Origin of the sequence: Lederbergia citrisecunda (assembly GCF_018343695.1) — a bacterium.
Lineage (GTDB): Bacteria > Bacillota > Bacilli > Bacillales > Bacillaceae_C > Lederbergia > Lederbergia citrisecunda.
In genome coordinates this window covers 2,749,732-2,763,379 of the sequence record NZ_JAGYPJ010000001.1, presented here as the reverse complement: position 1 = coordinate 2,763,379, position 13,648 = coordinate 2,749,732, and the positions used below count along the sequence as shown (strand labels likewise).

General features: G+C 31.5%; 14 protein-coding genes. 12 read left to right on the top strand and 2 right to left on the bottom strand.

The window, feature by feature from the left end:
* The first annotated feature begins 51 nt into the window (after window positions 1-51).
* Entirely contained in the window at window positions 52-183 is a 132-nt protein-coding gene (locus tag KHA93_RS23560; protein WP_267917384.1) for a hypothetical protein, read from the top strand.
* 250 nt (window positions 184-433) lie between these two features.
* Here KHA93_RS23560 and KHA93_RS13535 read toward each other — a convergent pair whose 3' ends face one another.
* The gene (locus tag KHA93_RS13535; RefSeq protein ID WP_213111211.1) at window positions 434-1,474 is read right to left on the bottom strand and encodes an LCP family protein; all 1,041 of its coding nucleotides are present in this window, start codon (window positions 1,472-1,474) and stop codon (window positions 434-436) included.
* A 549-nt stretch (window positions 1,475-2,023) separates the two neighbouring features.
* On the opposite strand from KHA93_RS13535, the gene KHA93_RS13530 reads away from it, so the two are divergent.
* From KHA93_RS13530 to tagH, 9 genes are all read left to right on the top strand, one after another.
* Complete coding sequence (locus tag KHA93_RS13530; protein ID WP_213111210.1) at window positions 2,024-2,737, top strand: IspD/TarI family cytidylyltransferase; 714 nt, start codon at window positions 2,024-2,026, stop codon at window positions 2,735-2,737.
* The gene (locus KHA93_RS13525) at window positions 2,734-3,759 is read left to right on the top strand and encodes a ribitol-5-phosphate dehydrogenase (protein ID WP_213111209.1); all 1,026 of its coding nucleotides are present in this window, start codon (window positions 2,734-2,736) and stop codon (window positions 3,757-3,759) included. The genes KHA93_RS13530 and KHA93_RS13525 overlap by 4 nt, the downstream gene beginning before the upstream one ends.
* Window positions 3,743-4,963 (top strand): CDP-glycerol glycerophosphotransferase family protein, encoded by a 1,221-nt coding sequence (locus KHA93_RS13520; RefSeq protein ID WP_213111208.1) that lies wholly within the window; start codon window positions 3,743-3,745, stop codon window positions 4,961-4,963. Before KHA93_RS13525 ends, KHA93_RS13520 begins: the two co-directional genes overlap by 17 nt.
* A 90-nt stretch (window positions 4,964-5,053) precedes the next feature.
* A complete protein-coding gene (locus KHA93_RS13515; protein WP_213111207.1) occupies window positions 5,054-6,943 on the top strand; it encodes a CDP-glycerol glycerophosphotransferase family protein in 1,890 nt (629 codons plus the stop codon).
* 162 nt (window positions 6,944-7,105) lie between these two features.
* Entirely contained in the window at window positions 7,106-7,495 is a 390-nt protein-coding gene (tagD, locus tag KHA93_RS13510; protein WP_213111206.1) for a glycerol-3-phosphate cytidylyltransferase, read from the top strand.
* Window positions 7,492-8,694 (top strand): CDP-glycerol glycerophosphotransferase family protein, encoded by a 1,203-nt coding sequence (locus KHA93_RS13505; RefSeq protein WP_213111205.1) that lies wholly within the window; start codon window positions 7,492-7,494, stop codon window positions 8,692-8,694. Before tagD ends, KHA93_RS13505 begins: the two co-directional genes overlap by 4 nt.
* A gap of 230 nt (window positions 8,695-8,924) precedes the next feature.
* A complete protein-coding gene (locus KHA93_RS13500; protein ID WP_213111204.1) occupies window positions 8,925-10,307 on the top strand; it encodes a polysaccharide pyruvyl transferase family protein in 1,383 nt (460 codons plus the stop codon).
* 222 nt (window positions 10,308-10,529) lie between these two features.
* Window positions 10,530-11,348 carry an ABC transporter permease gene (locus KHA93_RS13495; RefSeq protein WP_213112929.1) on the top strand — a complete coding sequence of 273 codons (819 nt, stop codon included), beginning with the start codon at window positions 10,530-10,532 and terminating at the stop codon, window positions 11,346-11,348.
* Between the two features lie 15 nt (window positions 11,349-11,363).
* Window positions 11,364-12,164, top strand: a complete 801-nt coding sequence (tagH, locus tag KHA93_RS13490) for a teichoic acids export ABC transporter ATP-binding subunit TagH (RefSeq protein ID WP_213111203.1) — start codon at window positions 11,364-11,366, stop codon at window positions 12,162-12,164.
* A 335-nt stretch (window positions 12,165-12,499) separates the two neighbouring features.
* Here tagH and KHA93_RS13485 read toward each other — a convergent pair whose 3' ends face one another.
* Window positions 12,500-12,646, bottom strand: coding sequence for a hypothetical protein (locus tag KHA93_RS13485; protein ID WP_213111202.1), 147 nt, complete (start codon window positions 12,644-12,646; stop codon window positions 12,500-12,502).
* A gap of 215 nt (window positions 12,647-12,861) precedes the next feature.
* On the opposite strand from KHA93_RS13485, the gene KHA93_RS13480 reads away from it, so the two are divergent.
* Window positions 12,862-13,167 carry a hypothetical protein gene (locus tag KHA93_RS13480; protein ID WP_213111201.1) on the top strand — a complete coding sequence of 102 codons (306 nt, stop codon included), beginning with the start codon at window positions 12,862-12,864 and terminating at the stop codon, window positions 13,165-13,167.
* A 280-nt stretch (window positions 13,168-13,447) separates the two neighbouring features.
* Window positions 13,448-13,603: a hypothetical protein gene (locus KHA93_RS13475; protein WP_213111200.1), complete on the top strand. Its 156-nt coding sequence runs from the start codon at window positions 13,448-13,450 to the stop codon at window positions 13,601-13,603.
* The last annotated feature ends 45 nt before the right edge of the window (window positions 13,604-13,648 follow it).

Here is a 13,648-nt window from a genome sequence, read left to right as displayed (position 1 = left end):
TATAATCGTGTCAATTTTAGCCAAGCTTCTCCATCAAGTATTTTTATTAGTATGATCATAATACTAATAAAAATGCCAACGCAAGTGGCATCCAAGCCTTTTATTATCATCCAACTGAATCAAGTACAGTTAAATAGGCAAACACCATTGAAAGGCAACGGTGACCAATTTGGAGATTATTAAGTGTTAAGAAACAATCCTTCCAATTAATATAATTGGAATGGGGATTTATTTCGAATGAGTACGATTTAAACGTTATTCAGAGCCAACATATCAAGAACAAGTAGCCGGCTTGATAGTCCAGGGCTTACAAAACTATTTTCATTAACCTGTTTATCACTAAACAGGTTTTTATCATTGCATTTTGCTTTTTCCCCGACCTTGAAAAGAGTAAAATAAGAAAAGCCTAGCCAATTAAGGACTAGACTAGTCATTATTCTTGTTCTTGTGTAGTACTAGGATTAGCTACATTATTTGTAACAGAAGTTGAGGTAATACCTAAATGCTGTTTAAGTGAAGCTTTCGTCTGGGCGAGTGCATCCTCATCTAATTGCCAATAATAAACGTTTACTCCTTTGCTATTTGGGATATAGCTGTCAAAGCCTTCAATAGTCATTGTATCAATTGTAAGGTGACTGGCGATGCCGTAATCGATAAAGGCTTTAATTTCATCGAAGGTCATATCCGTTTTCATATTCGAACCAATTGCATCAATAACCTGTCCGTATTTTATAACAGAAGTTCCAGAAGCCGCTTTTTTCACGATCGCTTTCATAATCTCTTGTTGTCGTTTCCCACGTTCAATATCATTGTCTTTTTTTCTTGTTCTAGCTAATGCTAGGGCTTGTTCTCCATCTAAGGTTTGCATACCCGCTTCTAAAGAAATGGCACCTGCTTTATCCTTTGAATCTTGCTCAGTAAAATCATATGGGACATCCACGTCAATTCCACCAAGAGCATTGACAATCTCCATGAATGCTTCGAAATCAACGCGGACATAATAATCAACTGGAATATCTAAAAGATTTTCCACTGTTTCAATTGTCGCTTTAGGACCACCATATCTATGAGCGTGATTGATTTTCGTAGAATACCCAACTTCGTCGATATATACGTAAGTATCTCGAGGGATAGAAAGGAGCTTTACTGACTTTTCCTTTTCGTTCAAAGTTGCCAGCAAAAGTGCATCTGAGCGAGTGTTATCACCTTGGCTGCGTTTTTCACTCTCGTCAATCCCTATAAAGAGAATGGAAACATTATCGATTTTAGGATCAACCTTTTTCTCACGTAAATCAGACTTGCCTTCACGATCGTCATGGAAAGATTCCGCCATCATATTTTCTGCTTTAATGTACAAATGTACGCCATAACTAATACCTAATGAGGCGATGAGCAGAATCGGAAAAACGAGAAACCAAAATATTCTTTTCCTACTTCTTTTCTTCTTACTAATTTTTATTTGTTGTCTTCCCATTAAGGTAAACTCCTTTATTTATGAATTCAAATGAAGGTTTTGTAAAGGAAATGTAAATTCGTTAATGTATATCATACTATGTTTTAGTGGATACGTAAAATACAATTTAGTGACAAACTTTACTAGGTAATGTAAACAAAAAAGCGGAACTTTTGGTTATAAAGTCGTTTTTTTTTCTTGCATATAAACCTATCAACTATATAGAGTATGAATATTTTATTGCTAAGTTAAAAAACAAATTTCATCAACAGTAATAGGTTCGGAAAAATTCCTTAAGATGACAAAACTATCAAGAGAAATGGAAATTAAAACTTTTATCACATAATTACAATATAATTACATTTTCATAACCCTGAGTTTAAAACTTTCATGTTGGAGTATTTCTAGTCCTTGAAATAGTTACCAATATTAAATTGATTGTGACAAACGTTGATAATAAAAAAGAAAAAGTGTATATTGTAGTATGAGTTTTCACGTCATATTTCAACAATTTCATTAGTGATATCCCAGCTCGTGGAACATTATCTTATAGAATAGGAGTTGGTTTATGTGATTTACGCAGAAATTCTCGCTGGTGGTAAGGGAACTCGAATGGGTAATATTAACATGCCCAAACAATTCTTGACTCTTAATAACCGACCTATAATCATTCATACAATTGAAAAGTTTCTATTGAATGATCGATTCGAGAAAATAATAGTGGTTTCTCCAAAAGATTGGATTAATCATACGAATGATATAATTAAAAAACATATAGGTGCTATTGATCGCGTTGTTGTAGTTGAAGGTGGAAAGGACCGTAATGGCTCGATAATGAGCGGAATTAAATATATAAAAGAAAACTTTGGTATAAATGATGATGATGTTATTGTAACCCATGATTCCGTGCGACCTTTTTTAACCCACCGTATAATTGAAGAAAATATTGACGCTGTACTTGAGTATGGTGCAGTCGATACAGTTATAGATGCAATAGACACAATTATTACTTCGGAAGATGGGGAAATCATTTCAGACATACCGGTGCGTGATACGATGTTCCAAGGCCAGACACCTCAAAGTTTTAATATACAAAAACTTGTGGATCTATATCATCAGTTAGATGAAAAGCAAAAAGAGATCTTAACTGATGCATGTAAAATCTTTATTCTAAATGGAGAGAAAGTAAAACTTGTTAAGGGTGAGGTTTTTAATATAAAAGTAACTACACCATATGACTTGAAGGTTGCAAATGCCATTATACAGGAGCGAATTTCAAAATGATAAACCAAGTGTATCGTTTAGTGTCCCCTCGTCAATTTGAAGTCACTTATAAAGATCGCTCTCTTCAGTCAAATTATGTAGTAATACGTCCAACTTATCTTTCTATTTGTGCTGCAGACCAACGTTACTATACTGGTAGACGCGGCAAGGAAGCAATGGCGAAAAAGCTGCCGATGGCCTTAATTCATGAAGGAATTGGAAAGGTTGTTTATGATCCTTTAAATAAGATAAAAACTGGTACTAAAGTGGTCATGATCCCAAATACACCATTTGAAGAAGATGAATATTGCGCTGAAAATTATCTGAGATCTAGCAAATTTAGGTCTAGTGGTTACGATGGATTTATGCAGGATTATCTATTTATGAATAGAGATAGAATTGTCGAACTTCCAGAAGGGTTAGATTCTCATGTATCGGCATTTATTGAATTAATTACGATTGCAATGCACTCTCTAGTTCGTTTTGAAGCAAGGTCCCACGCCAGACGGAATGTGTTTGGAGTCTGGGGCGATGGAAACCTTGGATACATTACTTCTTTAATACTTAAAAGACGCTATCCAGAAAGTAAAGTAATTGTCTTTGGGAAAAATCAATATAAATTAGACCACTTTTCCTTTGTTGATGAAACACACCAAATCGATGAAATTCCTGAAAACATATCAATTGATCATGCTTTTGAAGCGGTTGGAGGAAAGGGCAGTCAGGACGCTATCAATCAAATTATTGACTATATTTACCCTGAGGGATCCATTTCTATTATGGGGGTTTCAGAATACCCCGTTGAAATTAATACAAGAATGATTTTGGAAAAAGGAATCACTGTGATTGGAAGTAGTAGAAGCGGACGAAGCGACTTTGTTAATACAGTGGAGTTTATGAAGGAACATCCTGAATTTGTAGAATATTTGGGTACTCTTGTTGGTGAAGTTCATGAAGTTCGCACCATAAACGATATTATTGATGCTTTTGAAAAAGATATTACCTCTTCTTGGGGAAAAACCGTAATTGAGTGGAAAATATAAATGGAATAATCCGGTTTATTGGGGAGGAAGGCATTTAAATTTGAAAAAAATAACCCCTACAATCATAGTAAAAAGTATCATTCAAATAACTTATTTTATATGCAAGAATCTTTTTCCAGTTAATGAAAAAAAAATAACCTTCGCTTCATATCGTTCTGAAGGATTAGAAGGGAACTTGTTATTCCTTTTTAATGAGATGAAAGACAGCTACGAAGAATACCATTACAAATGTCTTTTTAAAAAATTTAATGGCAGTATACTTGGCAAAGCTTCCTACGTTATTCATATGATAAGAGCTAGTTATGAACTTGCTACATCTCGTTATTTTATCATTGATGATTTTTATTTTCCTATCTATGTCATAAAACCACGCAAAGGTATGGAAATTGTTCAATTATGGCATGCAGCAGGAGCATTTAAGAAGTTTGGCTTAAGTATAGTAGAGAAATCTTTTGGTCCAAAATCCGAATACTTAGATCAGGTAAAAATACACTCAAACTATTCCAGGGTATATGTTAGTTCGAGTTCTGTAAAACCTTATTTTGCTGAGGCATTTGGCATGTCTGAGGGGAAAATATACCCTCTAGGACTGCCAAGAACAGATTTCTTTTTTGACCAACATAAAAAGAAAAAAGCCTTTTGTAAATTCAAGAAAAATTTTCCTGACTTTAAAAATAAAAGAGTTATTCTATACGCCCCTACTTTTCGTGGAGGTAGTCATAGGCAATCCGAATTTGTTTGTCCAATAGACCTTTCACTTTTAAGAGAAATAATTGGCGAGGAGTATATTTTACTTATTAAACTTCACCCATACATGAGAAAAAATTCAAAAAATGATATGAAGGAAAATCACTTCGTCCATCATATTGATAATGAATTTAATATAGAAGAATTGCTAACGATAGCTGATATATTAATTACTGACTATTCCTCAGTAATTTTTGATTATTGTTTACTAACCAAGCCAATAGCATTTTTTGCCACAGATTTGGATGAATACATTAAAGAAAGAGATTTTTATTTTGATTATAAATCATTCATACCTGGACCTTTATTTACAAATACTGAATCATTAGGTAGTTGGATATCAAAGGGTAAATATGATATCGAATCGATTACAAATTTTCGAGATTTCTTTTTTGATTATGCAGATGGGAATGCAAGTAAAAGAATAGCGAATCATCTAATGGCAAAAATTACTTAAGAGTTTAGATAGAGGATTAAAAATTACTTAATCCTCTGTTCGCATTTATTAAAAAAAGAAATCCACTTGTTTATAGATAGGAGTATAAGGATGCTTTCGAGGATAAAGAGGAAATTTAAAAGAATATTTTATAAGTTATTTCGCAAAAAAAATCACTTTGAAATCGAAGCGGGAACTAAAAAGCATTTTATTATAGAAGATGATCGCATAATTATAGAAAAAGAATATTTATCAGATTCTTTATCCTTAATAAATGAAGTGCTTAGTGAGGATGACCATCTTATTCCTAAACGAAAAATAACCTCTATGAGATGGAACGGTCCAATCATGACAATAGAAGGTTATTACTATTTGGAAAATATACCAATGAATGATGAAGACGTGGTGAAAAAACGAATATTATTGGTAGATAAGAAGGGTAGAAAATTCTCCGTACCAATTTCGGATGTACCTTTAAAAACGGTCGGTTTAGAGAACACAATAGATGAAATGTATAATTGGGCTGGATTTAAAGGAGAAATTAATTTTGCTACCTTTATCCCTAATAATAGGCCATTGCCTGAATCAGAATATAAAGTATATTTAGAGCTTGAAGTCTACGTACTAGGGGATAAAAAATATAGGAAAATATTTCCATTTGGAAATATTGAATCGTATTTAAATGAAGGATTCCACTCAGCAAAGATGGAATACTTTACGGCAAAACGGGAAATGAAGTTCAATTTAATGGTAACGTATGACCAAGCTGCCAAAACATTGAAAATTAATTCAACAAAACTAAAGGATTTCAATCCGAAAGAAATGGGATTGGAATCGCATAAGTATAAAAAAAGTTTTGCAAGCCGTTTCCACCAATCATATGGCTTTAGATTTTTTTACAAAATATATTGTCTAAGACCTATAAAAAAAAATAAGGTTATATTTGCTTCCGACAGTAGAACAGAATTAGAAGGAAACTTCTTATTTGTATACGAAGAAATGAAAAAAAGGAATTTAGATTTGGATTATTATTTTATGTTAAAAAATGAAACTGGAGAAAATAAAAGTTTAAAAGAAATTAAAAATCTAGCGTATCATTTAGCTACTTCCGAATTTATTCTTTTAGACGATTTCTATCCAATGGTATATCCTTTAAAAATTCGAAAAGATGCAGAATTAATTCAGCTTTGGCATGCTGTAGGTGCATTTAAAACCTTTGGCTTTAGTAGAATTGGGAGACCGGGAGGACCTTCACCTAAATCGTTAAACCATCGAAATTACACCAAAGCAATTGTAAGTTCGGAACATGTGGCAAAATATTATGCTGAAGGTTTTGGAATTGATGTGGAAAAAGTAGTAGCCACAGGAATCCCTCGTACTGATATATTTTTTGATGAGACTTATAAGGAAAATATCAAAAAGAAATTATATACCGAATTTCCATTTTTACAAGGGAAAAAGGTCATCACATTTGCTCCAACTTTCCGAGGAAATGGCCAGCAATCTGCATATTATCCAATAGAAGTTTTAAATTTGGATAAACTCTATTACGAACTAAAAGACGAATATGTTTTCTTGTTCAAAATACATCCTTTTGTAAAAAATGATTTTAATATTCCGTACCAATATAAAGATTTCTTCTATGATTTTTCATCATACCGAGAAATTAATGATTTATTGTTTGTAACGGACTTACTTATCACAGATTATTCATCCGTTTGCTTTGAATACGGACTTCTTAATAAACCGATGCTTTTCTTTGCATATGATGTTGAAGAATACGTTCAGAAAAGGGATTTTTATTATGAATATAGTTCTTTTATTCCTGGACCGTTAGTAAAATCTACAGATGATATGATTAAAACGATAAAAAATGAGGACTTTAAAATGGAAAAAATCAAGCCATTTATTGAGTATTTCTTTGATCATCATGATGGAAAATCAAGTGAACGAGTAGTCGACCAATTAATTTTAAGACAGAGTAAAGAAGAAAATAAGTAATAGATAAAGGGGCCTTAAAGGGATTTTTGTTTTCTTTTAAGGTTTTCTTTTTATCCGAGATGTGTTTGAAAACACAAACTTATGAATATATAATGAGGAATGATAATACAAGGTTTACCTTCTTAATTCCCAGATTAATGCTCTGTAAGGAGATGGTTAGATTTGAAAAGGGTATTGACGTATGGAACGTTTGATTTACTTCATATAGGCCACATTAATTTACTGAGAAGAGCAAAGGAGCTAGGTGATTATTTAATTGTTGGTTTATCGACAGATTCGTTTAACGAAATAAAGAAAAAAGAGTCATATCATAGCTTTGAAAACAGGAAAGTAATCTTGGAATCAATTAAGTTTGTTGACAAAGTAATACCTGAAAATACTTGGGAGCAAAAAGTCGAAGATGTTCAAAAACTTAAGATTGATCTTTTCGTTATGGGGGATGATTGGAAAGGGCATTTTGATTTTTTAAAGGAATATTGTGAAGTTATTTACCTACCAAGAACTAAAGGTGTTTCGACAACAAAAATAAAAACGGATATTGATGAAAAATGATCAAAGAAGTTTGTATAACAATATATTTATTTGTTTTTAAGGTGATTTTTAATTTTTTTAAATTATTTCCGCTAAAAAATAAAATTACATTTGTTGTTTCATTTGGTGATAACAGTCAATATATTCTAGAGGAAATACAGAAGCAAGAAATTGCAATCAAAACTATTATTTTATTTAAGGGAAAGAGCTATTTACATTTCCAATCGTATCCACATTTAAAAAAGATCCCTTTTGATACGTATAACATTTTTACCTTTTTAAGAACAATATATCATTTAGCTACTTCAAGGCATATTCTTATAGACAACTACTTTGGATTCCTAGCAGCTACTAAATTTAAAAAAGAGGCTGAGGTTATACAGTTATGGCACGCTTCAGGTGCTCTTAAAAAGTTTGGACTAGAGGATATTTCAATTAAGAATCGAAGTAAGAGAGCAAATCTTAGATTTAGGAAGGTTTATAAAAATTTTCATAAGGTGATTGTTGGTTCTGATATAATGGCTAATATTTTTATCCGTTCATTTAACATTTCTCCTAAGCAAATATTAAGAACCGGAATACCAAGAACAGATTTTTTTTACCAGAGAAATACTCAACAAATAATTGTTGATCGAATATTAAAAAGTAACCCGGAGTTACATAATAAAAAAATCATATTGTATGCTCCAACATATCGTGATAATCAGTTAGAACTAAACCATCTAAATATTGACATGGAAGAAGTGCAAAAACAACTAGGAGAGGGATATATCCTTATTTTAAGATTACATCCAGCAATTAATATAACAGATAATTATCAGGAAAAATTCCCTGGATTTGTATTTGATTACTCATCCCCTAAGTATGATATTAACGAATTATTACTCATTTCTGATTATCTAGTTACAGATTATTCTTCAATACCGTATGAATTTTCAATCTTAAATAAACCAATGATTTTTTATACATATGATCTTGAAGAGTATAAGAATAATAGAGGGTTGATAGAAGACTTTGAAGAATCTATTCCTGGTCCCATAGTAAGAACTACTGAGGAATTGATTCATACATTAAAAGAAAATAAATTTGATTTAGAACTTTTAGGGGAATACTCCACTAAATGGAACAAATATTCGAATGGAAACTCCAGTAAAAACTTGGTTAACTATTTATTCCAAGAGCAAAATATAAAACTTAGTCAAGAGGCTGACTCGGTGTAACAAGTCAGCCTCTTTTAATATTTAATGAAGATTCTTATTGGACTTTAACTTCCTATGGGTACTTACTCTATAAAAATGTGAGTTTTTTACAAATTTCAGGGATTGTTCTACCTTGAATAATCGTAACATAACTGAAATTGACTTTGACGAAACTTTATCTTAACATAATGATTGCAACAAAATGAACCGTACTCTAAATACAAAGAAATTTGGAAGGGAAAAGTTTTTTTATGAGAAACATTCTAATAAGAGCTGGTATTTCACCACTTGATACGTTTGATGCATCAAAAATGATTATAGATAACTCTATTGGTGGTAATGTTGGTAATTTAGTTTATCAATATAGCATTTTTCGCACCCTAACAACTGAAGACACGGTTATTACTCCTGACTATTATGATGACGACCCAAAAAGAGCCGATGAAATAAATGAAAAATATGATTGCTATGTAATTCCTTTGGCGGATGCTTTTCGTGAACAATTTGTTCCATCACTACGTAAATATACACAATTGATAAAAAAGCTGAAAATTCCAGTCTATGTCATTGGTGTAGGTTTACGAGCACCATTTGAACCAAAGTTAAATGAGGGATTTCCTTTTGACGAAGATGTAAAAGCATTTGTTAAAGCAGTATTAGAAAAATCAGAAATAATAGGTCTCCGCGGAGAAATTACCTCTAAATATCTTTCTAAACTTGGATTCCGTGAAGGAATCGATCACACCGTAATAGGTTGTCCCTCGATGTACGCATTTGGTAGTGAATTGCATATCCGAAAAACCAATATAACAAAGGAATCAATAGTTAGTGTAAATTCATCAATGCTTTCGCCTAAAAATGTGTTGGATTTTATTGATAGGAGTATGAAAGAATACCCAAATCATTACTTTATTCCACAATGGATGAAAGAAATGAAGCTAGTCTATTCGGGGTTTCCTTCTATAGCTGAATCGAGTGAAAATTACCCAATTAAAATGTCAGATCCTGTTTATATGAATAATAGAGTACGATACTTTTTAAATGTACCAACATGGCTAGATTTCTTAAGACAAGCAGATTTGAGCTTCGGAGCTAGACTCCATGGTAATATTACAGCGACTATTGCTGGAACACCTAGTATCTTAATTCCTAAAGATGCTAGGATGAGAGAACTAGCAGAATATCATAACTTGACACATGTAATGGCTCATGAAATTACGGATAAAACCAATTTGTCAGACTTGATAGAAAAAGTTGATTTTCAATCACCTGCCAAGAAACAAGGTGAAAATTTTGATAAATTTATCAGCTTCTTAAATAATAATAAGATAGACCATATTTACAAAGATAGTCTTACACCTACTAGAGTACCTTTAGAAGAGCAGTTAGGAAAAGTTCAGCTCCTGCCTCCTATTACTCCAATAAGCGGCTGTACAATGGAGGAAATGGTAGAAAGATGGGAAAAATATTATCCTTACGAAGAAAAGAAATTAGCGGATAAAAATAAGACAATTAATGAGCAGAAAAAGAAATTGAATGCACAAGATAAAAAAATAAAACATCTTAAAGGTACATTAAATAGAAAATCTGTACGGTTAGCCTTGAAAACTGCTAATTTAATTAGTTCTAAGTAATGTCTTCGATATATTTAATCGGAAATTACACATTTATCAGTCCTCTTCACTCAAAAGGTAATAAGAGGCAATAAATGTGTTTTTTTCTGTAAAGTAAAAAATAAATTAATGTTCTGAGTAGGTGAATATTGGATTCAATTTGTTTTTTATAAATTATGCTTGTATAATTTAATGATACATAAGCTAATTTAAAAACTTTTTTGGTAAGTGAAAGGATCAATTATGAATTTCGCTATAAATATTATTAAAGAACAAATAAAAAACTTTTACTTAATAAGACGACTTTCCTTCTTTGAATTAAAAAGTGAGAACAAAAACAATTACTTAGGTATGGCATGGGAAATATTAAACCCAATAATACAAATTCTTATATACTGGTTCGTGTTTGGAAGTATAAGACAAAGGGCTAACATTGAGGTGGTAAGTGGTTTTAGTGTACCATTTATTTATTGGATGTTATCTGCTTTTATGTTATGGACATTTTTTTATCAGTCGACGATTCTGAGTTCAAAGTCTATCTATACCAGGCTAAAAATCCTTTCAAAAATGAATTTTCCAATGAGCATCATTCCTAATATTGTGATTTTTTCACAATTTTATATCCATTTGGTGATGATTGTTCTTATAGTCATTATTTTCCAGTTTGCCGGATACTATTTGACTTTTAATTTTTTCCAGTTGTTTTATTTTATTTTTGCTGCATTTTGCTTGATTTTTTCTATATCACTAATAACTTCCACAATTTCTACGATTATTAGGGATTTTCATATGCTATTGAATGCTGTGTTAAGAATGCTCTTATATTTGTCACCGATACTTTGGCAAGTAACAATTTTAGAGGAACCCTTACCAACGTTACTAAAAATAAATCCTTTGTATTACTTAATTGAAGGTTACCGCTCAGCATTTTTTGGATTAGATTGGTATTTTATTGAACATTGGGAATATACTTTATATTTTTGGGGATTAGTTATTGTTTTATTTATATTTGGCTCAATGCTCCATATGAAATTTAGAAAACATTTTATAGACTATTTATAAACGGTTGTGATAAGAATGGATAAAGCTATCCTTATAAACAATGTTACGAAAAAATATAAATTATATAATAATACAAAAGAGAGATTGCTGGATCTAATAACACCCAAAAGCTATGGCGAAGATTTTTATGCATTATCAAATGTTAGTTTTGAAGCAAATAAAGGTGATGTGGTAGGATTTGTAGGAATTAATGGGTCTGGAAAATCAACTTTATCAAATATAATAGCTGGAATAGTACCCGAAACTTCAGGTTCGGTAAAAGTGATGGGGCAAACGGCACTAATAGCAATAGCTTCCGGTCTGAAAGAGGAATTAACCGGGAGGGATAATATAGAAATGAAGTGCTTGATGCTTGGTTTCAGTAAAAATGAAATAAAAGAATTAGAACCCCAAATTATTGAATTCTCGGAACTAGGAAAATTTATTGATCAACCTGTAAAATCTTACTCGAGTGGTATGAAGTCAAGATTGGGCTTTGCTATATCTGTTAATGTTAACCCAGATGTAATAATAATAGATGAGGCACTATCAGTTGGTGATAAAGCATTCGCGGAAAAAAGCTTTGAAAAAATGAATGAATTTAAGAAAAACGGAAAGACCATGATTTTTGTAAGCCATTCAATTAACCAAATGAAAAACTTCTGTGAAAAAATCTTATGGCTAGAGTACGGTATGGTCAGAGAGTATGGATCTGTAGAAGAAATTTTACCTAAATATGAGATGTTTTTAAAAAAATACAAAAAAATGACAAAAGTGGAAAGGGAAGCTTACAAACAAGAGGCATATGAACGACAGCAGGCAATTTTGGAAATCTAATTAAATAAACTGGTTTGGGGAGGATTTATCCTCTTCTTTTTTTTTTTGTCAAATAAGCGCAAAAACCCCTCTAATTCTTGAAAAATCTTATTTACTTTACAAAATTTGACATTTTTCATTTTGAATTATTCTAAAATTATCTAATATAAGAAAAACAAGAAGGCGTGGAAGAAATAATTGATTAAACTATTAAATAAGGTAATTTTGTTGTCGCTTATATTAATTTTATGTCTTAGAAATAGAAATTTTTCCGTAACTCCATCTGTAGAAGCAGCAGATAATATGAAAAAAGCATCTACATAATTAGATGCTTTGCATAATTTATTCCACAGTCTTTAATAAAAGTAGTGTCTATCTTCTGGCTCATATTTATATGGATATTCTATTTCTTCCTTGCGTTTTACTTTTTTCTTTTTGATTTTCTGAGTCTCTTCTGAATTTGAATTTGTATCTTTAAATAGACTAAAGATCTTTTCAAACATTTGAAGCACCTCATTTCAATTATTGTATATTTACCATACCATTTCAATATTCGGAATACGTTAATAACACGTTAATATTTCGTAAAATTTCTATTCAGTTTCTCCCCTAAAATGTATTTATAAAAAATGAATCAAAAGTTCTGTGAATTTGATTTTGTTTATTTCACAAAAGAAAGATAATAGCCGATATATGAATGTGATAGACATTAATTTCATTGAAAAATAGAAGTAAAACATGCGTAAGTTTAGAACAGTCATCATTGTATTTGTGTTCAATACTATCTATTTTTTCTTTAAATGGAAAACCTGAAGCAGCAGCTAACATTGTGAATCCAAACAAAGTATATTCTTATGACCAGCTGGTAACAGATATAAAAAAATTAAGGAGGATATTTCCTGATTTGATTACATATAAGGTTATTGGAAAATCTGAGTATGGAAGAGATAATTATGCTGTTTCGCTTGGAAGAGGTCCAGCTACTGGCTTTATTAATGGGCTCATCATGCTAGGGAATGGATAACGACTAATTTAAATATGTATATGATTGAGGAGTATGCAAAAGCGTATAAAAAAATAGTTAAATAAAAGGCTACGATGCTAGAAGTATATTAATTAAATTCTACTACTATCTGGTTCGTTATGGTGAATCCAGATGGCGTTACGCTCCAACAGTAGGGACTTAAAGCTTTTCCGAAAAGTATACATGCTTCTATTATTAAAATAAATAATGGAAGCACAAATTTTAAGCGTTGGAAAGCAAATGCTAAAGGAGTGGACCTAAACCGTCAATATAAAGCTGGATGGAAACAATCCATAATCTCTCAAAGGGTCCGAGTTATGCAAATGTTAAAGGATTTAACCCTGAAAGTGCTTCAGAAGTAAAGGCAGTCCTCAAGTTGGATGCAGAAATGGCAGTAGCATACATTGGAATAAGTTTTTTAAGTAAAAAGGTATAATACCATATTTAGGGTATTATACCTTTTCGTTTTTCCAGAATTTCA

What these genes read in the sequence shown, in the direction of transcription:
- KHA93_RS23560 (WP_267917384.1), top strand. Translation starts at nt 52, where the DNA reads ATGATCATAATACTAATAAAAATGCCAACGCAAGTGGCATCCAAGCCT.
- KHA93_RS13535 (WP_213111211.1), bottom strand. Translation starts at nt 1,474, where the DNA reads ATGGGAAGACAACAAATAAAAATTAGTAAGAAGAAAAGAAGTAGGAAA.
- KHA93_RS13525 (WP_213111209.1), top strand. Translation starts at nt 2,734, where the DNA reads ATGATAAACCAAGTGTATCGTTTAGTGTCCCCTCGTCAATTTGAAGTC.
- KHA93_RS13515 (WP_213111207.1), top strand. Translation starts at nt 5,054, where the DNA reads ATGCTTTCGAGGATAAAGAGGAAATTTAAAAGAATATTTTATAAGTTA.
- KHA93_RS13505 (WP_213111205.1), top strand. Translation starts at nt 7,492, where the DNA reads ATGATCAAAGAAGTTTGTATAACAATATATTTATTTGTTTTTAAGGTG.
- KHA93_RS13500 (WP_213111204.1), top strand. Translation starts at nt 8,925, where the DNA reads ATGAGAAACATTCTAATAAGAGCTGGTATTTCACCACTTGATACGTTT.
- KHA93_RS13495 (WP_213112929.1), top strand. Translation starts at nt 10,530, where the DNA reads ATGAATTTCGCTATAAATATTATTAAAGAACAAATAAAAAACTTTTAC.
- tagH (WP_213111203.1), top strand. Translation starts at nt 11,364, where the DNA reads ATGGATAAAGCTATCCTTATAAACAATGTTACGAAAAAATATAAATTA.
- KHA93_RS13485 (WP_213111202.1), bottom strand. Translation starts at nt 12,646, where the DNA reads ATGTTTGAAAAGATCTTTAGTCTATTTAAAGATACAAATTCAAATTCA.
- KHA93_RS13475 (WP_213111200.1), top strand. Translation starts at nt 13,448, where the DNA reads ATGGAAACAATCCATAATCTCTCAAAGGGTCCGAGTTATGCAAATGTT.